At 71.6% G+C, this 25279-nt stretch carries 22 protein-coding genes; 13 read left to right on the top strand and 9 right to left on the bottom strand.

The window, feature by feature from the left end:
• Nucleotides 1-75: 75 nt before the first annotated feature.
• A complete protein-coding gene (locus ACZ5XZ_RS01710) occupies nucleotides 76-1302 on the top strand; it encodes a glycosyltransferase (RefSeq protein ID WP_468974153.1) in 1227 nt (408 codons plus the stop codon).
• Nucleotides 1303-1448: 146 nt separating this feature from the next.
• Here ACZ5XZ_RS01710 and ACZ5XZ_RS01715 read toward each other — a convergent pair whose 3' ends face one another.
• Nucleotides 1449-1613: a hypothetical protein gene (locus tag ACZ5XZ_RS01715; protein ID WP_468973498.1), complete on the bottom strand. Its 165-nt coding sequence runs from the start codon at nucleotides 1611-1613 to the stop codon at nucleotides 1449-1451.
• A 270-nt stretch (nucleotides 1614-1883) separates the two neighbouring features.
• Here ACZ5XZ_RS01715 and ACZ5XZ_RS01720 point away from each other — a divergent pair, with 270 nt between their 5' ends.
• Nucleotides 1884-2825, top strand: coding sequence for a CAP domain-containing protein (locus ACZ5XZ_RS01720; protein ID WP_468973500.1), 942 nt, complete (start codon nucleotides 1884-1886; stop codon nucleotides 2823-2825).
• Here the strand turns inward: ACZ5XZ_RS01720 and ACZ5XZ_RS01725 are convergent.
• On the bottom strand, nucleotides 2820-4043 hold the full coding sequence (locus ACZ5XZ_RS01725; RefSeq protein ID WP_468973502.1) for an erythromycin esterase family protein: 1224 nt from the start codon (nucleotides 4041-4043) through the stop codon (nucleotides 2820-2822). The genes ACZ5XZ_RS01720 and ACZ5XZ_RS01725 overlap by 6 nt on opposite strands.
• A gap of 58 nt (nucleotides 4044-4101) precedes the next feature.
• Here ACZ5XZ_RS01725 and ACZ5XZ_RS01730 point away from each other — a divergent pair, with 58 nt between their 5' ends.
• Nucleotides 4102-4851, top strand: a complete 750-nt coding sequence (locus ACZ5XZ_RS01730; RefSeq protein WP_468973504.1) for a TioE family transcriptional regulator — start codon at nucleotides 4102-4104, stop codon at nucleotides 4849-4851.
• A 128-nt stretch (nucleotides 4852-4979) separates the two neighbouring features.
• On the opposite strand, the gene ACZ5XZ_RS01735 is transcribed toward ACZ5XZ_RS01730, so the two are convergent.
• Nucleotides 4980-5276, bottom strand: a complete 297-nt coding sequence (locus ACZ5XZ_RS01735; protein ID WP_468973506.1) for a hypothetical protein — start codon at nucleotides 5274-5276, stop codon at nucleotides 4980-4982.
• A gap of 346 nt (nucleotides 5277-5622) precedes the next feature.
• Between ACZ5XZ_RS01735 and ACZ5XZ_RS01740 the strand changes: the two genes are divergently transcribed.
• From ACZ5XZ_RS01740 to ACZ5XZ_RS01755, 4 genes are all read left to right on the top strand, one after another.
• Entirely contained in the window at nucleotides 5623-7800 is a 2178-nt protein-coding gene (locus tag ACZ5XZ_RS01740; protein ID WP_468973508.1) for a polyprenyl synthetase family protein, read from the top strand.
• Nucleotides 7801-8115: 315 nt separating this feature from the next.
• Nucleotides 8116-9060 (top strand): hypothetical protein, encoded by a 945-nt coding sequence (locus tag ACZ5XZ_RS01745; protein ID WP_468973510.1) that lies wholly within the window; start codon nucleotides 8116-8118, stop codon nucleotides 9058-9060.
• A gap of 2 nt (nucleotides 9061-9062) precedes the next feature.
• Nucleotides 9063-9743 carry a hypothetical protein gene (locus tag ACZ5XZ_RS01750; RefSeq protein WP_468973512.1) on the top strand — a complete coding sequence of 227 codons (681 nt, stop codon included), beginning with the start codon at nucleotides 9063-9065 and terminating at the stop codon, nucleotides 9741-9743.
• A 139-nt stretch (nucleotides 9744-9882) separates the two neighbouring features.
• Nucleotides 9883-10362, top strand: coding sequence for an Rv0361 family membrane protein (locus ACZ5XZ_RS01755; protein WP_468973513.1), 480 nt, complete (start codon nucleotides 9883-9885; stop codon nucleotides 10360-10362).
• On the opposite strand, the gene ACZ5XZ_RS01760 is transcribed toward ACZ5XZ_RS01755, so the two are convergent.
• Nucleotides 10354-12720 (bottom strand): helix-turn-helix domain-containing protein, encoded by a 2367-nt coding sequence (locus tag ACZ5XZ_RS01760; RefSeq protein ID WP_468973515.1) that lies wholly within the window; start codon nucleotides 12718-12720, stop codon nucleotides 10354-10356. The two genes, ACZ5XZ_RS01755 and ACZ5XZ_RS01760, sit on opposite strands and share 9 nt — an antisense overlap.
• 160 nt (nucleotides 12721-12880) lie before the next feature.
• Here ACZ5XZ_RS01760 and ACZ5XZ_RS01765 point away from each other — a divergent pair, with 160 nt between their 5' ends.
• Together ACZ5XZ_RS01765 and ACZ5XZ_RS01770 are read left to right on the top strand one after the other, a co-directional pair.
• Nucleotides 12881-13948, top strand: a complete 1068-nt coding sequence (locus tag ACZ5XZ_RS01765) for an AfsR/SARP family transcriptional regulator (protein WP_468973517.1) — start codon at nucleotides 12881-12883, stop codon at nucleotides 13946-13948.
• Nucleotides 13945-14670, top strand: a complete 726-nt coding sequence (locus tag ACZ5XZ_RS01770) for a DUF6585 family protein (protein ID WP_468973519.1) — start codon at nucleotides 13945-13947, stop codon at nucleotides 14668-14670. Before ACZ5XZ_RS01765 ends, ACZ5XZ_RS01770 begins: the two co-directional genes overlap by 4 nt.
• Nucleotides 14671-14716: 46 nt before the next feature.
• Here the strand turns inward: ACZ5XZ_RS01770 and ACZ5XZ_RS01775 are convergent, their stop codons facing one another.
• Together ACZ5XZ_RS01775 and ACZ5XZ_RS01780 are read right to left on the bottom strand one after the other, a co-directional pair.
• A complete protein-coding gene (locus ACZ5XZ_RS01775) occupies nucleotides 14717-15406 on the bottom strand; it encodes an SDR family oxidoreductase (RefSeq protein ID WP_468973521.1) in 690 nt (229 codons plus the stop codon).
• Nucleotides 15403-16299 carry an NAD(P)H-binding protein gene (locus ACZ5XZ_RS01780; protein ID WP_468973523.1) on the bottom strand — a complete coding sequence of 299 codons (897 nt, stop codon included), beginning with the start codon at nucleotides 16297-16299 and terminating at the stop codon, nucleotides 15403-15405. Before ACZ5XZ_RS01780 ends, ACZ5XZ_RS01775 begins: the two co-directional genes overlap by 4 nt.
• A 67-nt stretch (nucleotides 16300-16366) precedes the next feature.
• On the opposite strand from ACZ5XZ_RS01780, the gene ACZ5XZ_RS01785 reads away from it, so the two are divergent.
• Nucleotides 16367-17176, top strand: a complete 810-nt coding sequence (locus ACZ5XZ_RS01785) for a LysR family transcriptional regulator (RefSeq protein ID WP_468973525.1) — start codon at nucleotides 16367-16369, stop codon at nucleotides 17174-17176.
• 90 nt (nucleotides 17177-17266) lie between these two features.
• Here the strand turns inward: ACZ5XZ_RS01785 and ACZ5XZ_RS01790 are convergent, their stop codons facing one another.
• Complete coding sequence (locus ACZ5XZ_RS01790; RefSeq protein ID WP_468973527.1) at nucleotides 17267-17809, bottom strand: YciI family protein; 543 nt, start codon at nucleotides 17807-17809, stop codon at nucleotides 17267-17269.
• 83 nt (nucleotides 17810-17892) lie between these two features.
• The gene (locus ACZ5XZ_RS01795; protein ID WP_468974155.1) at nucleotides 17893-19401 is read right to left on the bottom strand and encodes a serine hydrolase domain-containing protein; all 1509 of its coding nucleotides are present in this window, start codon (nucleotides 19399-19401) and stop codon (nucleotides 17893-17895) included.
• Nucleotides 19402-19516: 115 nt separating this feature from the next.
• Here ACZ5XZ_RS01795 and ACZ5XZ_RS01800 point away from each other — a divergent pair, with 115 nt between their 5' ends.
• The 3 genes from ACZ5XZ_RS01800 (at nucleotide 19517) to ACZ5XZ_RS01810 (ending at nucleotide 23992) form a co-directional block, all read left to right on the top strand.
• Nucleotides 19517-20737: a sensor histidine kinase gene (locus ACZ5XZ_RS01800; protein WP_468973529.1), complete on the top strand. Its 1221-nt coding sequence runs from the start codon at nucleotides 19517-19519 to the stop codon at nucleotides 20735-20737.
• Nucleotides 20728-21375 carry a response regulator gene (locus ACZ5XZ_RS01805; protein WP_468973531.1) on the top strand — a complete coding sequence of 216 codons (648 nt, stop codon included), beginning with the start codon at nucleotides 20728-20730 and terminating at the stop codon, nucleotides 21373-21375. The genes ACZ5XZ_RS01800 and ACZ5XZ_RS01805 overlap by 10 nt, the downstream gene beginning before the upstream one ends.
• 199 nt (nucleotides 21376-21574) lie before the next feature.
• Nucleotides 21575-23992 (top strand): SpoIIE family protein phosphatase, encoded by a 2418-nt coding sequence (locus ACZ5XZ_RS01810; RefSeq protein ID WP_468973533.1) that lies wholly within the window; start codon nucleotides 21575-21577, stop codon nucleotides 23990-23992.
• A gap of 75 nt (nucleotides 23993-24067) precedes the next feature.
• Here ACZ5XZ_RS01810 and ACZ5XZ_RS01815 read toward each other — a convergent pair whose 3' ends face one another.
• The gene (locus tag ACZ5XZ_RS01815; RefSeq protein WP_468973535.1) at nucleotides 24068-25231 is read right to left on the bottom strand and encodes an NAD-dependent formate dehydrogenase; all 1164 of its coding nucleotides are present in this window, start codon (nucleotides 25229-25231) and stop codon (nucleotides 24068-24070) included.
• Between the last annotated feature and the right edge of the window lie 48 nt (nucleotides 25232-25279).

Raw genomic sequence — 25279 nt, forward strand, 5'->3', positions numbered from 1 at the left:
CGGTCATCCTTTCCGAAGCGATGTGTGGTGCTGCGGACCACCACCCGGCAGCAGGACGACCTGGCGAGGCGAGCTGTGCGAGTTCTTATTCCAAGCCCCGGCACCTGGGGTGACGTGGCTCCGTACCTCGGGCTGGGCAGGCGGTTGAAGGCTGCCGGCCACGAGGTGACCGTGGCGTGCCATGCGCGCTTCGAAGACGCGGTCCGCGCGCACCGGCTGGACTGCCGGACCCTGCCGCTGGACCCGCTGGACTTCATGTCGAACGACATCGGCCCCACGCCCCCGCGCCGTCTGCTCCGAGAGATTCGACGCAACCTCCTCCCGCAGATCGCACAGGGGATCCTGGACGCCTCCCGAGGCGGGGTGGACGTCCTCCTGACCAATTTGGTGACCCATCCGATCTGCGCGTTCGTCGCCGAAGGCGTGGGGGCGCGCTGCCTGGGCACCTACCTCCAGCCGATGCGTTCGGTCGTCCGGTTCGGTCTCAGCGGCGTCGTGCCCAGCCGCCGCCGCGACCGGATCGCCGAGGCCGCCGTGGCCAAGAGCGCGGGCCTCAATATCGCACCGTCTCTGCACGTGCTGCAGCAGGACCTCGGACTCCCCGAACAGGCGACCCGACGCGCCCTACGGGCCCTGCGCACCGAGACGGTGTGCCACGGCTACAGCCCCATGATGGTGCCGCCGGTCGGCTATTCGTCCGGGCGACAGCGGACCTGCGGATACTGGTGGCCGCCCCGCCCCGACGGCTGGCGCCCGGACGATCGACTGGTCGACTTTCTGAACTCCGGCAGCAAACCGGTGTTCATCGGATTCGGCAGCATGGCCATGGGAGACGCGGAGCAGTTGAGCAGACTGCTCGTCCAGGCGCTGCGCAGGGCACGGCTGCGCGCCGTGGTCCAGTCGGGCTGGCTGGGGATCCACATGGCCGGCGACGATGTCCTCACCGTCTCCGAAGTCCCGCACGACTGGCTCTTCCCCCGTATGGCCGCAGTGGTGCACCACGCAGGCGCGGGCACCACGGGCGCGGGCCTCAAGGCCGGGGTGCCGGCCGTTCCCGTACCGGTCCACTTCGACCAGTTCTACTGGGCCTCCCGACTGGTCGCCATGGAAGTCGCCCCCGCCCCGATTCCCCGCCGCCAGTTGACGGCCGCTCGCCTGGCCGACCTGCTGCGCGACGTCGTGGAGGGACAGGCCTTCACCCAACGGGCCCGGACGATCGCCTCCCACCTCGCCGCGGAGGACGGAGCCGCCCCCGTACTCGCCGAACTGGAACAGATGGATGCCTTCACCGCTCCTGTGTGAACCACTTGGGCCTGTCCGACGGGTCAGGGTCTAGCGCCAAGGGAGCCGGCCTTGCACGCAGTTGGTCGAAGATGAGTTCCCGCCCCCCGGTCGCAGCGCCGCGCCCATCGGGTGCTGCGCCGCGGCCTGGAGGGCGGGTCGGTCTATCAGCCTTTCTCGTTGCTGTGGACGGCCGCGGCCCATGTGGCAAGCAGGTGCTCGTACTCGTCCTGCTCCTCGGGCCATAGCGGCCGACCGATGCGGGCGGCCATGAAGTCGCGTATCGCGCGATTGGCCTCGGCGGTGGCGTCAGGGACGCAAGGGGGCGCCATGGCGTAGATGATATGCGCTGGGTTGGTATGGGGCCATTACCGCTTTTGGCTGACTCTGGCAACCTCTGCCCTTGACGTCACTGCCGTGCGGACATCGCCGGCGCATGGCCGCGGCGGGGCCGTACGACATACGCGGAGCACTTTTCGTTATCCGGCGCCGTCACCCGGGGTCTCCCTTGCGTGGCCCGCCCCGCGCGGTGGGCCGTACGGACCCATATCCCCTACGGGCCACGGCTCTGCAGGCCCCACGGCTGCACAGGAAACGACACCATGAACAACGACGACGCACACCGGTCGGCAGTACCGCGCGACGGGATGTCGACCGGAACCGGACGCCGAACCGGCGAGCCCGCCTCGCACCGCCGCTCCACCGCGCCCGGGCCCGGCGGCCGGCACGGGCGGACTGCGCAGCGGGGCGGAACCCACCGCGCCGTCAGCAGCGGTCCCCGTCCCCGGCGGAGGGCCATGCTGCTGGCGGTGGCGGCCGCGCTCGCCGCGGGCTGCTGCTCCCTGGCGCTGATACGCCCTGGCTCCGGCCCCGACCAGGAGCTCGCGGCGAATCGGTCCATGGCGGCGCCGCCCACGGAGACCGCCTCCGCCCCGTCGGCAGCGCGCAGTGCCTCCCCCTCGCCCCACCGCCACAAGGCGTCCGCCTCCCCCTCCGACACCGAACGGCACGGCAAGCGGCACGCCCCCCAACGGCCGCGCAAGGCCCGCCCCGAGAGCGGCTCCAAGACGACCGCGAACACGCCGCCCCGCACCTCCCGCACGGAGGCCGGGGCGAGAGCCGACGCCCCCGCCGCACCACGGGCCGCGACCGGCACCGCCGCGCGGTTCGCCCAGAAGGTCGTCGACCTGGTCAACGACCAGCGGGCCCGACACGGCTGCGGCCCGCTCACCGTCGACCCCCGGCTGCAGAACGCGGCGCAGGCACACTCGGACGACATGGCGGCCCGCGACTACTACGAGCACAGCACCCCCGAAGGCGTCGACCCCGGAACCCGGATGACCCATGCCGGATTCCGGTGGAGCAGCTGGGCCGAGAACATCTTCAAGAGCCCCAAGGATCCGGCCACGGCGCTGAGGGGCTGGATGGACAGCCCGGGGCACCGGTCCAACATCCTCAACTGCTCCTACAAGTTCACCGGCGTGGGCGTCAACCTCAGCTCCAACGGCCCTTGGTGGACCCAGGACTTCGCCACCCGGTCATGACCCATCGGACAGGTCCTCACTCTGCGGGACGTCCTTGATGAACACGATCCCGTCGTATCCGGCCAGGTGGGCCGGGTCGAGTGGGAAGTAGCCGAAGTACGGCGACACGTGGGGAGCGGGCCGCGTGTCGCCGAACGCCGTGGTCAGCCGGGGGGCGTCGACGAGGCAGCGGTCCTCCGGGAGGGCGTACAGGAGACCTTCGAGGGTGTCCGGCGGCGGGGTGTCCACTCCGTGGTGCCGGATCGTGCCGAGGGCCGTGGCCAGGAAGGCATACCCCTCGCCCAGGTGGGCGCCGGCGAGCGCTCCGGCGCTCCACCACTCCAGCCGCTGGTCACCCATCCGCATCGAGCTCTTGTCCCGCTGGAGATGGGCGTTGTGGGCGTGGACCAGCGCCGGGCCCCGTTCGGCGAGGGCGAGGAGGTTGTCGGCCATCATCCGGTCCCGCAGGCTCACCAGCCACGTCATACGGGCCGGTGAGGTGTCGGCCATCCAGAAGTGGTAGCGCAGCAGGCCGGTGGCGGTACGCCCGTACAGGCGCGCCCGGTCCCAGTCGCCCCGCGAGGTCGCCGTGATCAGGTGCGGGGTCTGCGCGTCGAGCAGCGCCACCAGATCGTCGGCGAGCAGCCGCAGCTCCCTGGCCTCGGTCGACCGCCCCACGGACTGGGCCGGGTCCATCATCGCGGCGGGACCCGTCCAGCGGTCGTCGGCGCCGAGCAGACGGTCGAGCCTCTCCGCGGTGCAGGGGAGCAGGTCCGCGTCCACCTGAGCCGCGAGGTAGCCGTGGAGTGCGGCGAGGGCCTGTCGGGGGCTCGCGGCGCCGGTGATCTCCAGCGGGCCGTCGAAACCGCCGAAGCGGAGCTGCTCGGGCGCGGGGCGGCCGTCGTTGTAGGCGCGCATCCAGCGCACCAGCTCGCGGTTGGCCGCGGACGCGCCGAAGCCGTGGCTGAACCCGTGCTCCATGACCTCGTCGAGGGTGCCGGTGCCCGAGGTGACGTAGTCGTCCACGACCAGGCCCATCAGGCAGTCGCTCTCGATCGTGATCGTCCGGTAGCCCTCCTGCTCGACGAGCTGTTGGAAGAGCTCGTTGCGCAGGTCGAGCAGGGTGTCCTCGCCGTGGGTGGGCTCGCCCAGGGCGAGCAGCCGCGGCCGGGCCGGGAGCAGCCCCATGACGGCAGCGGCCTCGACGGCATGGACGGTGTCCTTGATGTCAGTAGCCATGCCTTCAACGGTATCGTTGAACCCTCGGTTGAAACTTTTCCACGATATCGGCGGCCTCATGGGACGAAACCTTCAAAGCGGCGAACGCCTCCGGCCGGTTGATCTGGCGCGCGGGCACGGTCTGTCCACGCAGGCGATCAGGAACTACGAGGAGGCCGGCATCCTTCCGGCCGCCGGTCGCACACCCCACGGCTACCGCACCTACACCTCGCTGCACGCGGAAGCGCTGCGCGCGTTCCTCGCCCTGCTGCCCGGCCACGGCCACCAGACGGCGGCGTCGATCATGCGGGCGGTGAACGGGGGCACGGTCGAGGAGGCGTTCCGCCTCATCGACGAGAGCCACGCCCAGCTCCTCGACGACCGCCGCACCCTCCAGGCCGTCGAGAGCGCCCTGCGCGACCTGGAGCCCACGACGGCCTCCGGGCCTGCTGCGGGTTCCGAGCCGCTCGTGCCGTCCGGGCCCGGCGGCACGTTCATCGGCCCGCTGGCGGGGAATCTCGGCATCCGGCCCGCGACGCTGCGCAAATGGGAGCGCGCCGGGCTGGTGCGCCCGCGCCGCGATCCGCGGACCGGCTACCGCGTCTACGACGAGGCCGACGTACGGGACGCCCGGCTGGCCCACCAGCTCAGGCGGGGCGGCTACCTGCTGGAGCAGATCGCCCCGCTGCTCGCCCAAGTACGGGCGGCCGGCGGGCTGGAGCCGCTGGAAGCCGCCCTGCGCGACTGGCACGGGAGGCTGTCCGCCCGCGGGCGGGCGATGCTGACCGGGGCCGCCGCGCTGGAAGCGTATCTGCGCGAGCGCGGATGAGCCTTCACCTCATGGCTCGTTGATCATGGCCGGATATCCGTTCAGCGAGCCATGAAGCGGCTCAGCTCGCGGGCGGGGTACCGAAGTTGGGGTTACCGGCTTCGATTTTCGCTTTCCGTGCGGAGTGTTCACATGGTCGGGTGGTCGGGGGCGGGCGAGGCGGCGACGGCGTCGTCGAGGATCTGCTCCCGCACCGAGACGACCAGCCGGTTGAGCGCGGTGGCCAGGGAGAGGATCTCCTCCGGTCGGTCCGAGGCGCTGATCCGGTGGGTCGACTCGTCGAGGAAGGCCCCCGCCTTCTGGAAGAGGCTGTGCGCTTCGGGGGTGGTGGGGAGCGCGTCAGCCTTGATCAGGTTGAGCATCGTCTCCAATGCGTCGGCCAGCTCGCGGACCGCTTCACGCATCTCGGTTTCATCGGAGTTCATGCAGCCTACGATCGCGGATCGAGGACGTATCTGTCAGGGCGTCAACCCGGATGGGGATAAGTCGGAGTAGGAGCCGGAGACGGTCCCGAACGGAGTCGGAGACGGTCTGGAGCCGGAGTCGGAGCCGGACTTGCGCCCCTGCGTCAGCAGGTGCTGTGTCTGCGGGTGCTTGCGTGGCCTGGGGGGTGGGGCCGGGGTGGGCGGTTCACCTGTGAGGGCGGTTTGCTGACGGATGCCGGTGGGCAACTCGCCTGGCCGGTGGCGGTTTCCTGGTACGCCTGAAGCAGGCACTGGGTTCCTTGGGCCGCTCACCGTGGCCGGGTGTCGGTGTGCCGTTGGGGGGAGCATGCTGGAGCGGTGGGCCCTGCGAGGTCGGCTGGCCGGGGAGGCCGGCGAGTCGTCCACGTTCGCGGTGATGTTCCTACGGGGTGTGGACGCGGCGGACGGTGGTACATCGGTCCCGTGGCACGCGTTGTTGTGGTCCCGGTCGCGCGTCGGTGAACGGGAGCCGGCTGTCCGCACCTGGATGGACGGCCAGGCGGTGGCGATGCTGCGGTCGGTCGTCGAGGCCGACGGGGCAATGGACCCGCGGGTGGGGGCGGCGCTGGCGGAGGCGTTGGCGGACGGGACGCCGGTGCCTCCCGACCGGCTGCTACCCGGGCCGGTCGCGGTCGCCGCCATGGGGCGAGTGGGGCTCGAATACGGCGGTGTGGCCGCCCTGCAGGAGACCGCCGACGGCTCGTACCGGCTCACCGTGCTGGAGGAGGACGGCCTCCGACTGGACCTGGTCGTCGCGCCCACCCGGGCAGCTCTCCCGCACAGGGGCCTTGGCGACCTGGGCGGCCATTGCCGACCGCGCTGCGGCGTACGGGGCGTGATCGCCGTACCGGGCGAGCGGCCGATGGCGGTGTCGGGCAGCGGATGGTACGACCACACCACCGGCGCCGACCTTCCGCGGATGACCGGCGGGAGGACGACGGTCGATGCCGGCTGGAGCCGGCTGGACATCGAGTTGGACGGCGGCTGGGACCTCTGCGTCGGAGACGTCCGGGTCCAGGACGTGGTCTCCCGTCGTGTCACCGACCGCCTTACGGCGGCGGGTGCCATGAGTCCTGACGGGACCGTCAACCGTGCCCGGCCGCACCTCGCGGAATCGTCCTCGTGGACCTCGCTCGCCACGCTGAACACCTATCCGACGTCCTGGGAGGTCCGGCTCCCGGAAGTGGACGCGCAGCTCACGGTCACGGCGCACGTGGACCAGGACATCCGGAGCCTGCTGTTCGGCTGGGGGCTGCTCTGCACGGACGCCGAGGTGCGGGGCACCCTGGGCGGTCGGCCGGTCCGGGGACGGGCCTGGGTGGAAGTGCTGCCCGCCCAGAAGGTCACCGACATCGAGGAATATCTGGGACGGCTCCAGAAGGTCACCCGGCGCGAGGTGGACCTGCTCTACCCGGACCGACCCTCACCGGCCTTGACGGCCTCGCTCCTCGGTGGCTGCGGCACCCCGACGGACGGCATGCCCGATACGACGGTGCACGAGACCATGGTGCGGCCCATCCGCCACCTCACGGACCCCGGGGGCAGGGGCTGGCGGACGTTCGTGTGCTGCGCGGCGATGGAGCTGCTCGGAGTCTCCAGCGGCCCCTACGCCCCGTTGCTGGCGGTCGTCGAGGTGATCCACAGCGCGAATCTGGCGATCGACGACGTGCAGGACGGTTCGACCTCCCGGAGGGGCGTTCCCGCCGTGCACACCGTCTACGGCGTGCCGACCGCGATCAACGCCGGCACCGCCGCGTACTACGTCCTCGACCGCGTCATCGAGGACGTCGTGCCCGATGACGACGCCCTGCGCCTGGGCGTCTACCAGCGGTGGATACGGACCCTGCGGGCGGCGCACGGCGGCCAGGCGGTCGACATAGCAGGCCACACCGAAGCGATGGACCAGGCGGTCGCCGCACACGATCCGACCGCGCTGCTGTCCCGCATCCAGGCGGCGCACCGGTTCAAGACCGGGGTGCCGGCCCGCGCCTTCGCCGAGATCGGAGGCCTGATCGCCAGAGGCGACGCCCCGCGGATCGACGCTCTGGGCGAGTACTTCGAAGCCGTCGGCACGGCCTATCAGATCACCGACGACCTCCTCGACCTGCACGGCGCGACGATTCCCGCCCCGCAGGGCGCACACCGCAAGCACTGCGGGGAGGATCTCCGGGCCGGCAAGGTCACCATGCCGCTCGCCCGCTCCGTCTCCCTGCTGCCGGCCGGGGAGATCTCCCGGCTGTGGAGGTCCGTGCGCGGCGGTGGAGCGGATGCGGCGACGGTGCGCGAGGTCGCCACCGCCGTCACCGGCTGCGGCGCCGTGCAAGTCTGCTACGAAGAGGCGAAGGCCCACGTCGACGCCGCGTGGCGCCGGCTTGATCCCTTGCTGACGGAGTCCATCACCAAGATCCTGGTGCGTGCCCTGGGGAACTACGCCGCCCTGCGGGGACGGGAAGTCCCCGCTCAGGGCGGCGAGTTGTGGAAGTGACGGCAGCCGCCCCGCATGCATAGGGAAGGCGGTGGCAGGGTGACCCTGCTCCCACCCTCCCTGGATCCCCGCCTGTCCGGCGTTGTGCGCTTTCAGCGCCCGGTAGTTGCGCCGTACAGCTGCGGCGTTTCCGCCTCGGTTGCTGGAGTCGTCCCCGAACGCCGCTCCGCGCCCAGCCTGAGCCGTGCCAGGGTCCTGGCCCCGCTCATCAGCGAGATTTCATCGGTATTTCAGCGCCTCCCGTAATGGTGGGCCGGTCACCACCGAGAACCGCTCGCAGGCAAGGGAACGGCGAGGGACGGAAGGCGCGTCGGCATGGGGAACTCCCGCGCCGATAGGCGCCGGATCACGACGATGGGCGAACGCATGGGCGTGTCACGCAGATTCAAGCGACTCCTCGTCGCGCTGGTGGTGCTGGTCGCACTGCTCGGGTTCGTCTCCCCGGCGGCGGCGAAACCGGTCCGGCCCGTTGATCTGTGCTCGGGGCAGGTCGCGGCGGCTCGGCAAGTCGGGGCGGACATACGGGCGCACAACGCCAAACCGCATGTCTTCCGGATGCCGGCGCAATCCCTGGCCGCGTCGGCGTACAACGCGGAGAAGTCGCTTCTGGAGGCTCGCAGGGCCACGGTCGTCGCCCAACTGCGGGCCTGTATGGAGGCGATGCGGGCGCTCGAAGCCGAGGGCGGGAGCCCCTTGGGCCTCAAGGCCCCGGTCCGGCGGACCCTGTCCAAGATCGAGCAGGCCCGGGAGAAGGCTCCGGCGAACTGGGCCGCACCCGCGCCGCCGCCCAGGGGCAAGAACTGGGAGGTCCCCAAGAGTTCCCCGATACGCCCGGTCTTCGACGCCCTCCGCAAGGGCAATCCCGGCAAGGTGGGGAACATCCCGCTCCGCGGCGTTGCGCGGCCGGCGTCCACGGCCCCCGATCCGGCATATCCGGCCGCTTCCGGCCGTACGATCGGGTCCTTCAACTCCGGGAACTCCGCGGTCTCGCCGGACCACATCATCCCGTTGGCCGAGCTCGTCCAGCTGCGAGGCTTTATGAGGCTCACACCGCAAAACATGTACGTGGTCTCCCGTGCCCCGCTGAACTTTCAGTGGCTGTCGAAGTCGGCGAACGAATCGAAGCAATCACGGAGTGCGGCGTATGTGTCGGGGGCCGATCCGAAGTGGATAAACGAACAGATCGCGCTGGAGAGTGAGACCCGCACGAAGTTGCAGGGGATCATCGACCAGCTGCTCAAGAGCCAGCATCGAGGTTAGACATGGGCCCTGCAGAAATCGCGGCTACGTTGGAGGACTGGTCGCTGACGTTTGTCGGCGGCGACTCGGATGAGACCGCACGGATCCCTGAGAAGTGGCTGCCGATCGTGCGGTCGGCCGAAGCGGAGGACCGCCGGCGAACGGCACTGTCGTTGTGGAACCAGGGTTTCCTCGACCTCCTGCCGGAGTTCGCCGAGGTACTGGACGAGCACTGCGTCGATGTGCGCGTCTGCATCACCGACGGCTCCCCGGTACTGGTCTACGTACTGGAGACGGACGACGGCGAACTGGTCTCCTGGATCGGCTACGACCCCGGCACCTTCCAGGAACCGGATTTCTGGGAGAGCTTCCCGGAAGCGGCGAAGGTGTTCCTGCGCGAGGTGCACGCGGGGTTCGTCTCGGCGGGCAGGGACGCGTTCGGCGTGGCGCGGCCCGTCGACATGGGCACCATCGCCGGGCTGGCCGACTTCCCCGACGGCGTCCCCGGCTGGGAGGGCGACTCGCGTATTTCGTCGACGCGCCTGCTGCAGATCACGACGGACGGCGGCCTCCTCAAGTACTGCCTGTCCCCGGATCTCGAAGTGGGGAAGATCGCCCTGGTCTATGAAGGGGACGTCGACCCGAAGGACTTCGGGCCGGAGCTGGACGATCTGCTGATGTCGCGTTTCGAGGAACCGTCCTGATCGGAAAGGCAGGGAAATGTCACATCAGCCCGGTCAGGAGCCGCAGCCTTCCTGGCCCCCACAAGGAAACCAGCCGCCCTGGCCCCCACAAGGAAACCAACCGCCACCTCATCCGCCGGGGGCCGGGGCACCGCCGCCGATGCCGGGGGGTCCGCCGTCTTCCCGCACGGCATCCGGCCGTCGAAAGAAGTGGTGGTACCTCGCGGCGGCTGCCGCTCTGCTCGCCGCCGCCGGAGGCATGACGGCATACCTGCTCCCGGATCAGGGGGACAGCGAGCAGTCGAGGATAAAGAAGGTGGTCGCGGACTTCGCCCTCGCGGTCGATCGGGGTGACACCCCCCGGATGGTCGATCTGCTCTGCCGGGAAGAGGCCCGCGGCGTCACCGGCGATGACGCCGCATCGGGCGACGCCGAACGCGATACCCGTTCGAAGCCGATACCGGTGACGACGTCGGATGTCCGGATCAAGGGGAACATCGCGAGTGTCGTGGTGACCAGGCCCGCCCAGAAGCCGAGGGCCGTCTACCTCCGCAAGGAAAAGGGCGCTTGGAAGTTGTGCGCCCCCGCTGAGAAGTCCCGACCGGCGTCGTCCGGCGGGGGAGCCGTCTCGTCAGGCTGACCCCGAGGCGTCGGTCGGGCGTGCGCCGTCCCGTCCCCTGGGCTGCGGTGCGACACGGGGTGAGCGGTAGGCGCGGGCGAGGTGGCGTTGCAGCCGGGCGTGGCGGAACTGGTAGACCGCGCCGGCTTGACGGAGCACCCCGCGCTGGTAGGCGTCTTCGAGGAAGGTGACGACCGACCAGGGCAGCCGGCCGGTCAGCGGCAGCCAGATCCGGGAGAACACCGCCCACTGGCCCCAGGCGGTCAGACTCAGCGCATAGCCGAGGGCACCGCCGAGCCCGCTGATGAGGCCGAGCTTGAGCGAGGCCGTGAGACTCCAGACGACCGGGCCGGTGACCGCCTCCACGAGACCGATCACCGCCATGGATCCCAGGCCGACCAGCAGTCCGAAGGTGGGGGACCAGAGCAGGAGTTGGGTGGCGACCGTCCGGGAGTTCGTACGCAGCAGGCTGACCGGATTGACGGCGGACCGGATGTCGAGGGGGGCTTCGAAGAGGGCCAGCAGGCCGAAGGTGGGGCCGGCTCCCAGCGCGAACACGAGCCCGTAGACGACGCCGTCGTCGAGGCCGACGGCCAGGACGGTCGGGAGGCTGCCGTGCGCGAGGACGCCGTTGAGCAGCCCGCGGACGAAGCCGTAGCAGAGGCCGAACACGAGCCCGCACACCACCCCGATCACCAGTCGGGGGAGGGCCCTGCGTCTGGCCCGCCCGTCCCGGCCGAACAGCTTCATGCGCATGCCGGACGGCTCCACGGCCATGTCGTCGGACGCGACCAGCAGCCAGTACGCGATGCCGAACAGCAGCCCGGAGAGGAGCCCCGCCGCCAGCCCGTCCGCGAGCTGGAAGGGGAGGGAGTCGAAGAGGGTGCCGACGACACTGTCGACGAGCCCGACGGCAAGGCAGGTCGCCAGCGCGGTCACCAGCGTGCGCGTGGTGCGGCGCAGCCCGTGACCGAGCCGCCACCACTCCAGGTTGGGGGTGTCGAGCCGGGTCAGGTGGTCGGCCAGATAGCCGAGCCAGTACTGGGCGCGTTCGGGGTCGACGGCGTGGCGCGGCGCGGTGCCGGGGCGGTGCTCGGGCCGGGGGCGGTAGGCGGTGGCGATGAAGTTGTCGAGGAGGTGGTCCTCCAGCTCCTCGGGGCCGCGAAAGCGCCGGGTTTCCAGGAGCGAGGCCGGGTCCTTGCCGGGGGTGTCGCTGTAGACGGCGCGGGCGAGGGTGACCATCAGCGGAGTGGTCAGCACCGCGGCGAGGTTGGCACCGGCCTGGCTGTGCGGCCGTTCGCGCAGCTCGTTCAGTACGGGATCCCAGGCGGTCGCCGAGGGGGCCCCACCACGGGCCTTGCGCGTGGTGCGCGGCAGGTAGTCGGCCAGGTCGCCCAGGGTGAGGTCGGTCAGCTCCACCGCGGCGGCGGAGGTGAGCACGTCGGTCTCCGCCACCGCGGCGGCGTACTCGGACGGACGGCTCGTCAGCAGCAGGGGAAGCGTGGTGGCGTTGAGCGCCTCCAGCGCGGGACGGCGCAGTCCGCCGGCTATCTCGTCGAAGCCGTCCAGCACGGGAAGCACCCGGCCGGTCTCGACCAGTGCGGCGGCCAGGCTCGACCCGCCGGGCCCCGGGGCGGCGAGTCCGGGGTGATCGCGGGTGAGTTGCGCGGCCAGCCAGTCCCGGAACGTCACGGCGGTCGGGTCCCACGAGCCGATGCTGAAGATCACCGGTACGGCGTCGGTACGGCTCCTCGACGTCAGGTGGTCGAGGACGAACCGCACGGCGAGGATCGTCTTCCCGGACCCTGAACGGCCCAGCACCACCAGCCGCCCGGACGGGATTCGCCGGTACACGCCCGCGATCTCGTCCAGTTGTCCGCTCAGGTCCAGCGGACCGGGCGCAGCACCGGCGGGCAGCCGGCGGATGTTGGCCCAGTGATCGGTCAGCTCCTCGGCAACCGGCCGCCAGCGCACCGGTAGCGGATAGGGATCGTGGACCTGCCGCTGCTCCTCCTCGCGCCGCCAGCGGGCGGCCACCGTCTGCGCCAGCTGCTCGGACACGTCGGCCAGGGTTTCGTCCAACGCCGACTCCGGCCGGCCGTCCGGAACCGGCTCGGCGCGCGCGGTCGGTTCCTCCGGACTGCCGTCCCCGGTCCGGCGGACGGCAGCGGCCAGCAGCTCCTCACGTTCCTCGGTGCTCAGCCCGAGCGCGTCGGCCAGCAGGCGCACCGTGGTCACCCTGGGGTCGGCGCGCTCGCCGGTCTCCAGCCCGCGAATGGTGCGCACGCCCACTCCGGCGCGCTCCGCCAACGCCTCCTGGGTCATCCCGGCCGCCCGCCGCAGCCGCTTCAACAGGGCGCTGAACTCACTGGTCGTCACAGGTCAGGCCTTCCCCCGGCAGGTCGATTCCCCCAGGTGAGGGACTCTAGCGCGGCCACCGGCCGGATACGGCCGGTCTGCTGGCCTGTCCGCCGCACGGTGCCGGGGCCAGCGTCGACGGCATCGACCAGACAGACCACCGGAGTCAGGGGATCCCGCGATGCCGACGACCGCGACCGCCGACCGATCGACCGTCACCACGCTCACGCCCCAGGAGCGCGAGCTGCTCTACGCGGTCGGCTGCGGCCTGAGGGACGCCGAGATCGCCTCCTCCCTCGCCCTCCCCGACGACGCCGTGGCCGGACGCCTCGCCCGGATCCTCACCAAACTCGGGCTGCGCGACCGGGCCGCCGCCATCGTCCACGCCTTCGACTGCGGCCTGGTCGTCCCCGGCCACGGCCCGCGTGAGGCGGCGAGCCCGGTGGCACGGGCCGCCGGTGGCCGGACGGGCGAGCCGCGGGTGCGGATCTGCGTGCTCGGCCCCCTGCGGGCATGGCGCGACGGGCAGCCCGTGGACCTGGGGCCGCTCCGCCAGCAGGCCGTGCTGGCGGCGCTGGCGCTCTGCCCGGACCGGACGGTCAGCCAGCAGGAACTGCTCGACGGAGTGTGGGGGATGGAACCGCCGAACACGAAGGTGGTGCCGGTGTACATCTACCGACTACGGAAGATCCTGAACAGGGGGGACGGCCAGGACTCGGTGATCCAGCGCGATCGGTGCGGCTACCGGCTGGTCCCCGGCGCGGTCGAGGTGGATGTGACGCGCATGGAGGAGCTGGTCACCGCCGCCGCGAAGGCGGAGCGAGCCGGCGAACTGGCCGAGGCGGTCCGGGTCTGCGCCCAGGCGGTGGAGCTGTTCCGCGGGGAGCCGCTGTCCTGTCTGCCCGGGCCGTTCGTCGAGTTGGAGCGGCTACGGCTCACCGAGCGCAGGATCGCCCTCGCGCAGCGGAAGCTGGACTGGCAGCTGCGGCTGGGCCGGCACTCCGAGGCCGTCGCCGAGCTGTGGGCCCTGTCCGTGGCGCAGCCCCTGAACGAACCGGTCGCCGCGATGCTGATGCGTGCGCTGTACCGCAGCGGCCGGCGGGCCGAAGCGTTGGCCGTCTACGACCGCACCCGACGCCGTCTGGCCGACGATCTGGGGGTGTCGCCGGGCCGACTGCTGAGCCGGACGCACCTGATGATCCTGCGCGGGCACGACGCCGGCCGCGGCCTCACCCGCACCACGCCATGACCCGTCCGGCACCGCGTGCGCACGGTGAGGAACTGCTGCTGGCGCGGATCTCGGCAGCGGCCGGCCGCGCGCGCATCGGCAGGCGGCGCGCCACCTACGCGGGGGCCGGGCATCCGCCCCCCGCGCAGACCGGCCCGCTCCGGGTGATCCGCACTCTGCTGGCCTTCGCCCGGTACGGCCGGTCCGCCGCGACGAAGGGGCGCGTGGACGCGCGACTGGACCTGTACGAGCACGGGATGACGGTGGCCATCAAGGGACGGATCCAGGTCATCCGCTACGACACCACCTCGGTGTTCCACCAGGGCATCCGGCCCGCGCACGGCTCGGCCCGAGCCGGCGCTCTCGGCGTCCACACGCTCACCGATGTCGAAGGGAAGCGGGTGGTGCTGTACGACGGGCCGGAGCACGGCGATGCGGAGGAATGGGTGCCCGAAGTCCGACGGGCCGTCATCCGCGCCCAGATGCCGCGCGCCCTGGCCGCACTCGACCAGGGCGAACGACTCGCCTTCGGGGACATCTGGCTGACCCGGGAGGAGGTCGGTTCCGCGGAGGTCGCCGCCCGGTGGCCGCAGGTGCGGCAGCTGGAGATCGAGCGCGGGGCCGTCAGGCTCGACATCGACGGCACATGGCACACCCTGACGGACACCGCGGCCACGATCCGGAACCTCTTCGTCCTCAGCGTGCTCGTCGAGCACTTCCGAACGGACGGCGAGCGCCGATGACGACGAGACGGCCTCGCCGCGCTCACCGGGCCACGTCCGACGGCTGCTACCAGGGCACCGGCTGATCCTGGTAGTTGAGGAATTTCAGGCCCGGTTCGCCGCTGTGGCGGTTGATCGTGTCCACCACGCCCGGGACGGACTGGTCGATGGTCAGCGGCGCGTCCGGTCCGCCGAGTTCGGTGCGGACGTGGCCGGGGCACATGAGCAGCAGCGTGTGCGTGGCGTCGGCGTACCGGGCGGCGTAGCTGCGCATCAGCTGGTTCAGGGCGGACTTGCTGGCGCGGTAGACGTCGTGACCGCCCTTGGTGTTCAGGCCGAGGCTGCCTTGGCGCGAGGACATCACGCCGAGGGTCCCGGTCGGTTTGACCAGCGAGCGGAAGGACTCGACCACGCGCATCGGACTGAGCGCATTGGTGACCATGACCTCGGCGAACATCTCCGTCGGGACCTCGCCGACGGGAATGTCGCCCCGGGTGATGGCGGCGTTGACGAACAGCAGGTCGAGGGTGCGCTTCGCCAGGCGTTCGCGTAGCGCGGCGATCTCCTCCGGCTCCGTCATGTCCAGCGACTCGACGGTGACGCGACCGTCCGACGCCTCGGCCAGGTCGTGCAGTCCGGTGCGCCGATCGCCCCGGACCGTCCCGATGACGTCCCAACCCCGCTGCGCGTACTCGGTGGCCAGGCCGAGCCCGAGGGCCCGGGAGGCCCCGACGATGAGGGCGGTCCCGGCGCTCATGCCTGGACCGCCGGCTTGAGGACCTGCTCGCACCACTCGCGGAAGGACGTCGGGCTCGCGGTCTGCGGGGTGCGCCGCACCCCGTCGTCGAGGCCCTCGTCCTTGGCCCGCATCATGTCGAGGTATCCCTGCACGAGCGGGTCCCCGATGCCGTGTCCGGCGAGTGAGGTGCGGCATGCGTCGAGCGTCTGCCGCTCGTAGCGGATCGGGCGGCCGAGCACCTCGGACATGATGCGCGCGAGGTCGTTCGGCGAAAGGTCCTCGGGGCCCAGCACCGGGACCTCGCCCGTCCCCGCCCACGAGCGGTCGAGCAGGAGGTCGGCGGCGGCCGCGGCGATGTCCCGGGTGGCGGCCGTCGGTGCCGTGCGGTCAGCGGTGACGGTGCCGGTGAACACGCCGTCGTCGCGGATCGAAGCCACCTGCCACAGCAGGTTGTCGATGAATGTCGGGTTGGCGAGTGCCCGGTAGGGCACACCGGTGCTCGCGATGAGGTCGTCCATGGCCAGCGACGCCGTCACGTGTCCGGCACGGCCGGCGACGGGGGTGCCCCGGCCGAGCGCCGAGACGCCGACGACGTGTCCGACTCCGTGGTGTGTGAAGGCCTTCGCGGCAGCGCGGGTGAACCCGGAGTACATGGCGTCCAGGCTCGGTGCCTGGGAGTTTGCGGGGACCACCCAGAAGACGGCGTCCGCGCCGGCGAAGGCCCGGTCGACGACCTCGGCATCGCCGTGCGAGCCGGTGACGACGTCGACGCGGGCGCGGACCGCGTCGGGAAGTCTCCCGGGGTCACGCGCGATGACGCGCAGCTCTTCGCCGTGCGTGCGGGGCGCGCCGAGGAGTATCTCCAGGAGCCGGCCGCCGATCTGGCCGGTGGGAGTGGTAATGACGATCATGCGTCAAGTCTTGGGGCGGCCGTCCGCGGCGTCCAATACCCTTCCCGACAATTGATACCTTCAGGGCATGGATCTCGATTTACGCAAGCTCCGCTACTTCGCCACGGTGGCCGAGCACCGGCACTTCGGCCGGGCGGCGGAGCAGCTCTACATCACCCAGCCGGTTCTCAGCCGTCAGATCAGGGCTTTCGAGGAGGAGTTGGGGTGCACGCTGTTCGTGCGGTCCACCCGCAGCGTGGAGCTGACCGCCGCCGGGAACCAGCTCTACGAGGAGGCGCAAGCGATCCTCCGGTCGGTCACCGCGGCGGTGCGGCGCGTGCACGACGTCGATCAGGGCGTCCAACGGCTCGTGGTCGCCTTCTCCCCGGGGCTCCATGTGTCGGAGGCGATCCGGGCGTTCGCGGCGCGCCACCCGGACGTCGAGACCGACCTCGTCCCGGCACGGTGGTGGGAGCAGGACCGGCCGCTCCGGGACGGCCGTGCCCAGGTCGGCTACCTACGGCGGCCGTTCGACGACTCGGGCTTGCGCATCATTCCCATCGGCCGCGAGCCCAGGGTCGCCTGCATGCCCGCGGCGCACCCGCTGGCGTGCCGTCAGGAGCTCACCTCCGCGGACCTCGACGGTGAGCGGATGCTCGACATACCCAGGCGGCGGACGTCGTCTCTGGAAGAAAAGTTCGAGCTCATCGCCTCCGGGCACGGCATCGCGCTCGTTCCGCTGAGCGTCGCGCGGTCCTACACCCGCCCCGACCTCGCCCACCTCCCCGTCACGGACGCCCCGGGGATCGAGACCTGCCTGGCCGTTGCGGCGGACCGGCGCGAGAAGCTGCTACGCGACTTCCTGGAGATCGCCACCGCGACACTGCGGCGCCCCTGAGCGGTCAGCGCGCAAGGCCACGGCCGGCCGCGCCCGGGCCACCGGCGCGGACATCCCCCAGGACGTGATGACGGGCAACACCCCGATCCCTCACGACCGGCCGCCGAACTGCCAGTTGTGGACCTCGATGTCGGCGTATCGCTCCCGGGTCAGGACGGTGCGTGCCGAGTCCGGGTCCGGCGCTCGGACCAGGGCCGCGGTGCCCACCCAGGTGGCGCCGTCGTCGGACAGCAGCGGACCGTACGCGATCAGCTCGTCCTGGTCGGGCGGCAGAGCGAGGTCGGCTGCCGGCCCCGTGCCGAGGCCGAGCACCAGGTAGCGGTTGCCGCCGGTCGCGCCACCGGGGAAGTCCCACATCGTGCGCCCCAGTATGTTGCGCCACCGGCGCAGCAGCACGTCCCGGTACACGCCGGCCTGGTAGCCGGGCTCGTCGAAGGCGAACGCGCGGGCCGCGGCGAAATCGGGCACATCGACGATGTGGACGCTGCCGGTGGGCACCTCGCCGACGAGGGTCGGGCCGCGGGCGATCATCTCCTTCGCGTAGCGGTCCATGTAGGACCAGTGCGCTTCCAACAACTCCTCGCGCAGCGCCAAGGAGCCGGGTCGATCGCGGTGGTAGCAGAAGAATTCCATGACCACATTATTGAGGTGTCGGCCTCTGGGGGGCGACGGGTGTCCCGGCGCCGGCCGGTCCCGCGGCCGACGCCGGGACCTGTTCAGCGGCGGATCGGCCGCGCAGCCGGCCTTCGCAGCAGGGCCACAGCGCGTGCGGTGACGACCGCGGTGGAGGCGAGTGCCGCCGCGGTCGCGCAGACGACGAGGGCGGGCCAGGCGTAGGTGGTCTGCGCGAGCGTTCCCGAGCGGTTCATCAGCAGGCCGAGCAGCGCGGCGAGTTGGGTGAGGAGAAGGAGGGGAAGGGCTTGGGGCAGCATCCGCAGCGCCGTTCGCCACCACGGTCGCCGTGCGGTGCGCAGCGCCCATCGGCGGGCGCGCAGGACGCCGCGGACGCCGAGGCCCACGGCCAGCAGGGTGAGGGCCGCCAGGACCCGGTCGGCCGTCATCGAGAACGGCTCGGCCACCTCGGGGTGCCTGCCCTGGGCGAGGTCGACGAGGCCCTGGAGGATCTGGGGTGCGTCGTCCCCGGAGAGCATGCCGGTGTCGGTGACGACCGCGATGCCGACCTTGCTGTCGGGCAGCAGGGCCGCCATGGAGTTGTGGGTCAGCAGTTGGCCCGTGTGCTGGATCTCTCTGGGGCCGCCGTCGTGCCGGTTCTCCGCCCAGCCCATCGCGTAGTCGCTGTCCCGGGGTGCTGGTGGCGGGGTGTGCGTGAGCTCGATGGTGCGCGCGGTGGCGATACGGCGTCCGTCGGCGGACACCCCCTGGTTGTTCTGGGCGATCAGCCACTGGGAGAGGTCGTCGGCGGTGGTGACGACGCCATGACTGCCGGCGGCGAACCAGCGGGGGTGGGAACGGGGGATCACCGCGCCGTAGGCGCGGACGTAGCCGCGGGCGTGGTCGGGCATGTCGTCCGTGGTGTCGACGGAGGTGGTGTGCGTCATGCGCAGCGGCTCGAAGAGCTTGGCGGACAGGTAGTCGGCGAAGGGCCGTCCGCTGACGACCTCGACCAGACGGGCCGCGACGAAGTAGTTGGGGTTGTGGTACCGGTGTTTGGCGCCGGGGTCGGTGGCCAGGTGCGCCCCGCGCATCGCAGCCACCGCCTCTTTGAGGGTGTGCGGTTGGGCGCGAGCCAGATCGGGATAGGTCGAGTCGGCCATGCCCGAGGTCTGGGTCAGCAGCTGGCGGACCGTGATCCGTGCCGCGCGCCGGTCGGCCATGGTGAACTCGGGCAGATAGCGGTGCACGGGCCGGTCCAGGTCGACCTTGCCCGCCTCGACCAGTTGCATGACGGCGAGTGCGGTCATGGACTTCGACAGCGACGCCACGGGCAGGCGGGTGCGCGCGGTCACCGCCTGCCCGGAGGCGGTGTGCCCGTAGCCGGCCGTGTGGACGACCCGGTTGCCCTTGGTCACGGCGATCACCGCGCCCGGCAGACGCGTCTGCTCCAGGTAGTCGGTGACGAAGCGGTCGATCGAGGCCGGAGCCAGGCGCGCGGCGGGCTGGGCGGCCGATGCGGCCGAGGAGAGGGAGGCGGCGGCCGTCGTGATGCCGAACGCGGCCACCAGGAAGCCCAGTCTGCGACGGGCGCCACTGCGGACGGTGAACATTCTCATGGCGCCCAGTGCACCGGTTCGCCCCGGGCCGGCGCATTGGCGTAAAAGGGAGTCCGAAGGTAGTGCCAGCACTACCGCAGCAAGATCCCTGCCCCGGTACGGTCGGCGGGTGCGACATCGAACCGCCTGGCAGGCCCTGGGCCAGAACCCGCTGAAAATGCTTCGGTCGAGCTGGCCTTGGCGGTCCTTGGCCTACCTCCTGTCCGGGGTCGCCTTCGGCGCCCTCGCCACGGCCGTGCTGGTGAGCGCGCTGATCGCGGGCATCGTCTCCCTGATCGTGGTCGTGGGCGCGGTGCTGCTGCTCGGCGTCGCGCTGTCGGGCATCGCCGTCACCCGCTTCGAGCGGTGGCGCCTGCGCCTGGTGGACCTGGACCCGGTGCCCGACCCCCACCAGGCCCCCGAGCGCCCGGGGTTGCGCGGATGGCTGCAGACCCGGATGCGGGAGCCGGTGACCTGGCGCGAGCTGGGCTTCACCGCGGTGTCCTCGGCCGCCTTGTGGTGGATGGACTTCCTCGTACTGGGCTTCGCCCTGGTCGTCCCCGTAGTGGTGATGTACTCGCCGGCCGACGACCCCGGTGCCTGGCCGTTGACGATCGTCGGCCTGTGCCTGCTGCTCGCCGCGCCGTACACCATCACCGCCTGGGCCGGTGCCAGGGCCGCCGTCACCCGCCTGATGCTGGAGCCCCGCGACAGCGAACTGGGCCGGCAGCTCACCGACGTACGAGCCTCCCGCGCGCGTCTGGTCGACGCCTTCGACGCGGAACGGCGCCGGATCGAGCGGGACCTGCACGACGGAGCGCAGCAGCGGCTGGTCTCCCTCAACGTGACGCTCGGCCTGGCGCGCCTCGACGTCGCGCCGGACTCACCGCTGGCCGGGCAGCTCGCCGACGCCCAGGCCCAAGTCACCCTTGCCGTCGAGGAGTTGCGTGAGCTCAGTCGCGGCGTCCATCCGAAGGCCCTCACCGACCACGGCCTGCCGGCGGCCGTCGAGAACCTCGCGGCCCGCTCCGCCCTGCCCGTCACGGCCGACATCCGCCTGCCACGCCGGGTTCCGGTCGCCGTGGAGACCACCGCGTACTTCGTGATCGCCGAAGCGCTGACCAACGCCACCAAGCACAGTCGAGCGACCCGAGCCGACGTGCACGCCCGCCTGCACACCGACGTCCTCACCCTGTCCGTCAGGGACGACGGCATCGGCGGTGCCGCCCCCGAGGGGGGCACCGGCCTGACCGGGCTCGCCGACCGCGTCGCCGCGGCGGACGGCAGACTGCGCATCTCCAGCCCGCCGGGCGGACCCACCCTCCTGCATGTGGAGCTGCCGTGCCGCTGACCGTCGTGCTCGCCGAGGACTCCCCGCTGATGCGGGACGGCCTGGTCGGCGTGCTCACCCGCTTCGGCCACCAGGTACTCGCCGCCGTCGGCGACGCGGACGCCCTGGTCGCCGCGGTCCAGGAGCACCACCCCGACATCGTCGTCACCGACGTCCGCATGCCACCGGACAACACCGACGACGGGCTGCGCGCCGCGGTGTTCCTGCGCCACGAGCGTCCCACCCTGCCGATCCTGGTCCTCAGCCAGTACATCGAGCAGTCCTACGCCGCCCATCTGCTCGACCTCGGCAGCGACACCGGCGTCGGCTACCTCCTCAAGGACCGGGTCAGCGCCGTCGGCGAATTCGTCGACGCGGTGGCCCAGGTCGCGGCAGGCGCGACGGTGGTGGACCCCGAAGTGGTCGGCCAGCTCCTGAACCGCCGCCGTGATCCGCTGCAACGCCTCACCCCGCGCGAGCGCGAGGTGCTCTCCCTGATGGCCGAGGGCCGGGCCAACGCCGCCATCGCCCGCGCGCTGTATGTCACGGAAGCGGCGGTCAACAAGCACGTCAGCAGCATTCTGCAGAAGCTCGACCTCCACCTCGACGGCCAGGGGCACCGTCGCGTCCTGGCCGTCCTCGCCTATCTCCGCGCCTGACGGCCCGCCGGGGGAGGGGCGGGGCGGTGCGCCGTGACGGCGGGCGCGGGCCCATACGGATGCCGTGTGAAGCGCGCGGAGTGCATTTACCAGGCCGATACTGGGTTCGAGTCGAGCCAGGCGCCCGATCAAGGCGGATCGAGCAGCGTCCCGGGCGCCGACGCGCGGTCCCACGGGGACGGTACGAGGGTGGTAGGTGATGGACACACCGGTGACGACGTTCAGCGAGGGCCCGGACGACCCGTTCGCCGTGCGTCGCTCGGCCTCCGCGGTGCTGGACGGCAGGGGGCGGGTCGTCGGCTGGAGCGAGCGCGCCGAGGCGCTGCTCGGCCACTCGCCGGAGCAGGTGCTGGGGCGGACGGCGCGCGAGGTGCTGCTCGACCCGCGCGACGAGGACGTCGTCATGGCCGCGGTGGCGCACTGCGTGAGCGCCGGGGGCTGGTTCGGGGTGATCCCCGTGCGGGAGCGCGGCGGCAAACGGGTGGAGCTGGGCTGCCGGGTCCGGGCGGTGGCGCGGGCCGACGGCGACATCGAGTGGGTTCTCGTCGGCGCGCCCGCGGAGCAGGTGATCCAGTGGGAGACGGACCGGTCCGTCCTGGACGGGATGTTCCGCCGCTCCCCGATCGGCCTCGCGGTGCACGCCCCCGACCTGAGCCTGCTGCGGGTGAACCGGGCGATCGCGCGGTTCGGCGGCATCCCGGCCGAGTACTACCACGGGCTGCGCACCGGAGACTTCGTCATCGGCCGGGACGCGGAAACGGTGGAGGCGAAGCTGCGGCGGGTGCTCGAAACGGGCGAGCCGCTGATCTTCACCGAGCAGCCCTGCCATCTGCGGCACGACCCCGACCGGGAGCTGGTGGTGTCCGTGTCGGCCTTCCGGATGCAGGACTCCGCCGGCCGCATCCTCGGCGTCACCCAGATGGTGGAGGACGTCACCGACCGCTACCGGGCCCGCCGGAGACTGGCGCTGCTCAACGAGGCCGGTGCCGGTATCGGTACCACCCTCGACGTGGAGCGCACGGCGCGCGAGCTGGCCGAGGTGGCGGTCCCCGAGCTCGCGGACTGCGTCTCCGTCGACCTGCTCGAACCGGTCACCCGCGGTGAGGAACCAGGTCAGGAGGCGTTGGCCCCCATGGTCCGGGCGGCTGTCCGCAGCATCTCACCCGAGGCTCCTCCGGTGATGTATCCGGTGGGCCACACGATGCACTTCCCGCCGGACGCCCCGCAGGCCCGATGCCTGACCGAGCGGACTCCCGTCCTCGAACCGGTCCTGGAGTTCTCTCCCGGCTGGTCCTCCCTCGACCCGGACAAGGTCGAGCGGGTCCTGGAACTGGGCGTCCACTCGCTCATCGTCGTGCCACTGGTCGCGCGCGGCCTCGTACTGGGCGTGGTGAGCCTGTGGCGGTGGCGGCGCCCCGAGCCGTTCGAGGAGGACGACCTCACGCTGGCCGAGGAGTTCGCGGCCCGGGCCGCCGTCTGCATCGACAACGCCCGGCGCTACACCCAGCAGCACCAGGCCGCGCTCGCCCTCCAGCGCAGCCTGCTCCCGCGCGAGGTGCCCGAGCACCCGGCGGTCGAGATCGACCACCGGTATCTGCCGGCCGACGCCACCGCAGGCGTGGGCGGCGACTGGTTCGACGTCATCCCGCTCTCCGGGCTGCGGGTCGCCCTCGTCGTCGGTGACGTGGTCGGCCGCGGCATCCACGCGGCGGCCACCATGGGCCGGCTGCGTACCGCCGTCCACACCCTCGCCAACCTCGACCTGCCCCCGGACGAGGTCCTCTCCCATCTGGACGACCTCGTGGACCGGCTGGCAGCCGAGCAGGAGGCGATCGGCGAGGGGGCCCCGCAGGTCGTCGGCGCGACCTGCCTGTACGCGGTCTACGACCCGGTCTCCCGGCGCTGCGCCCTGGCCCGCGCCGGTCATCCGCCGCCCGCGGTGGTGACACCGGACGGACGGGTGGACTTCCCCGATCTGCCGGCCGGTCCGCCGCTCGGCCTCGGCGGACTGCCCTTCGAGGCCGCCGAGCTGGAACTGCCCGAGGGCACGGTGCTCGCCCTCTACACCGACGGCCTCCTGGCGCGTCACCGCCGCGACCTCGACGAGGGCCTGGCCCAGTTGCGCGAGGCGCTGAGCCGGCCCGCCCGCTCGCTGGAGGACACCTGCAAGGCGGTCGAGGACGCACTGCTGCCCGACCGCCCCAGCGACGACATCGCACTGCTCACCGCCCGTACGCGCTGCCTGGCCGCCCACAAGGTGGCCACCTGGGAGCTGCCGGAGGAGCCGACCGCGGCCGCCGAGGGCCGGGCGCTCGCGGTGGCCCAGCTCAAGGACTGGGGGCTGGCGGACCTGGTCTTCACCACCGAGCTGATTGTCAGCGAGCTGGTCACCAATGCCTACCGCTACAGCAGCGGCCCGGTCACCCTCCGGCTCATCCGCGACCGCGACCTCATCTGCGAGGTCTCGGACACCAGCAGCACCTCCCCCCATCTGCGCCACGCCGCCACCACCGACGAAGGCGGCCGGGGGCTCTTCCTGGTCGCCCAGCTCACCGAACGCTGGGGCACCCGCTATCTGCGCAACGGCAAGACCATCTGGGCGCAGCAGCCGCTGTGAGGCGCGCGAAGCAGTGCGGGTGCGCCCGGTTCACGGCCCCCCGGCGACAGCCTCTCGCCCGCCGGCCGTCGCCGGTCATCCGGCGACCGTGTACGAGCGCGCTCCAGTCCCGGCGAGCCCGCCCCCGTCGACGATCAGGTACTCCGGGCGGACGGGCCGTCCGTCGAGCCAGCACTCCAGGATCTCCCGGGTGCCGGCGGAGTAGCGGGCCTGCGCCGACAGCGTCGTACCGGCCACGTGCGGGGTCATCGCCTCGTGCGGCATGGTGCGCCAGGGATGGTCGGGCGGTGGCGGCTGCGGATACCAGACGTCACCGGCGTATCCGGCCAGTTGTCCGCTGTCCAGGGCCCGCACCACGGCGTCCCGGCTGACGATGAGCGCGCGTGCGGTGTTGACGATGTACGACCCGCGCTTCATGACCCCGATCAGCTCCTCGTCGAAGAGGTTCTGGGTCTGCGGATGCAGCGGGGTGTGGATCGACAGCACGTCGATCGAGGAGGCCAGTGAACGGGCGTCGGGGTGGAAGGTGAGCTCCCACTCCTCCTCGATGTCCTGGGGCAGCCGGTGCACGTCGCAGTAGTGCAGGGCGACGTCGAACGGCCTGAGGCGTCGCAGCACCGCCTGGCCGATGCGGCCGGAGCCGAGGACGCCGACGTCCATGCCTTCGAGGTCGTAGGAGCGCGAGACGCTGTCCGCGATGTTCCAGCCCTTCTTCGCGGTCACCCACTCATGGGCGGGCAGGTAGTCGTGCACCAGGGTGAGGATCTGCATGACGGCGTGCTCGGACACGCTGATGCTGTTGCTGTAGGTCACCTCCGCCACCGTCATGCCGTGGGAGATGGCGCTCGGCAGGTCGACGTGGTCCGACCCGATCCCGGCGGTGATCGCGAGTCCGAGCCGGGGCGCCGCGGCGATCCGGTCGGGGGTCAGATAGGCGGGCCAGAAGGGCTGCGAGATCACCACGTCGGAGTCGGGCAGCTCGCGGTCCAGCGCGCAGCCCGCGCCCTCCTTGTCGGACGTGACGACGAAGGTGTGGCCCCGCTCCTCCAGGAAGCGGCGCAGCCCCAGTTCTCCCGAGACGCAGCCGAGCAACTGTCCCGGGGTGAAGTCGACGGCTTGCGGGGTCGGCGCGGTCTGACCGCCCGGATAGCCGGTGATGGTGGGAATCGCGTCGCGGGCGTACTCGGGTGGATAGCCGCCCACGGGATCCGGATAGAGCACCGCAAGGATCTTTGCCATGGCCGCCCTCCATCAGTGGGGCCACTGCAGTGGAATACCGGTGGTACA

Source organism: Streptomyces sp. NPDC033270, from assembly GCF_055576575.1.

Bases quoted from the DNA above. Each gene is read 5' to 3' on its own strand.
- ACZ5XZ_RS01730 (WP_468973504.1), top strand. From the start codon at position 4,102: ATGGGACGAAACCTTCAAAGCGGCGAACGCCTCCGGCCGGTTGATCTG.
- ACZ5XZ_RS01795 (WP_468974155.1), bottom strand. From the start codon at position 19,401: ATGTTCACCGTCCGCAGTGGCGCCCGTCGCAGACTGGGCTTCCTGGTG.
- ACZ5XZ_RS01780 (WP_468973523.1), bottom strand. From the start codon at position 16,299: ATGATCGTCATTACCACTCCCACCGGCCAGATCGGCGGCCGGCTCCTG.
- ACZ5XZ_RS01810 (WP_468973533.1), top strand. From the start codon at position 21,575: ATGGACACACCGGTGACGACGTTCAGCGAGGGCCCGGACGACCCGTTC.
- ACZ5XZ_RS01790 (WP_468973527.1), bottom strand. From the start codon at position 17,809: ATGGAATTCTTCTGCTACCACCGCGATCGACCCGGCTCCTTGGCGCTG.
- ACZ5XZ_RS01750 (WP_468973512.1), top strand. From the start codon at position 9,063: ATGGGCCCTGCAGAAATCGCGGCTACGTTGGAGGACTGGTCGCTGACG.
- ACZ5XZ_RS01715 (WP_468973498.1), bottom strand. From the start codon at position 1,613: ATGGCGCCCCCTTGCGTCCCTGACGCCACCGCCGAGGCCAATCGCGCG.
- ACZ5XZ_RS01815 (WP_468973535.1), bottom strand. From the start codon at position 25,231: ATGGCAAAGATCCTTGCGGTGCTCTATCCGGATCCCGTGGGCGGCTAT.
- ACZ5XZ_RS01740 (WP_468973508.1), top strand. From the start codon at position 5,623: ATGCTGGAGCGGTGGGCCCTGCGAGGTCGGCTGGCCGGGGAGGCCGGC.
- ACZ5XZ_RS01720 (WP_468973500.1), top strand. From the start codon at position 1,884: ATGAACAACGACGACGCACACCGGTCGGCAGTACCGCGCGACGGGATG.
- ACZ5XZ_RS01765 (WP_468973517.1), top strand. From the start codon at position 12,881: ATGCCGACGACCGCGACCGCCGACCGATCGACCGTCACCACGCTCACG.
- ACZ5XZ_RS01755 (WP_468973513.1), top strand. From the start codon at position 9,883: ATGCCGGGGGGTCCGCCGTCTTCCCGCACGGCATCCGGCCGTCGAAAG.
- ACZ5XZ_RS01770 (WP_468973519.1), top strand. From the start codon at position 13,945: ATGACCCGTCCGGCACCGCGTGCGCACGGTGAGGAACTGCTGCTGGCG.
- ACZ5XZ_RS01745 (WP_468973510.1), top strand. From the start codon at position 8,116: ATGGGGAACTCCCGCGCCGATAGGCGCCGGATCACGACGATGGGCGAA.
- ACZ5XZ_RS01785 (WP_468973525.1), top strand. From the start codon at position 16,367: ATGGATCTCGATTTACGCAAGCTCCGCTACTTCGCCACGGTGGCCGAG.
- ACZ5XZ_RS01735 (WP_468973506.1), bottom strand. From the start codon at position 5,276: ATGAACTCCGATGAAACCGAGATGCGTGAAGCGGTCCGCGAGCTGGCC.
- ACZ5XZ_RS01775 (WP_468973521.1), bottom strand. From the start codon at position 15,406: ATGAGCGCCGGGACCGCCCTCATCGTCGGGGCCTCCCGGGCCCTCGGG.
- ACZ5XZ_RS01725 (WP_468973502.1), bottom strand. From the start codon at position 4,043: ATGGCTACTGACATCAAGGACACCGTCCATGCCGTCGAGGCCGCTGCC.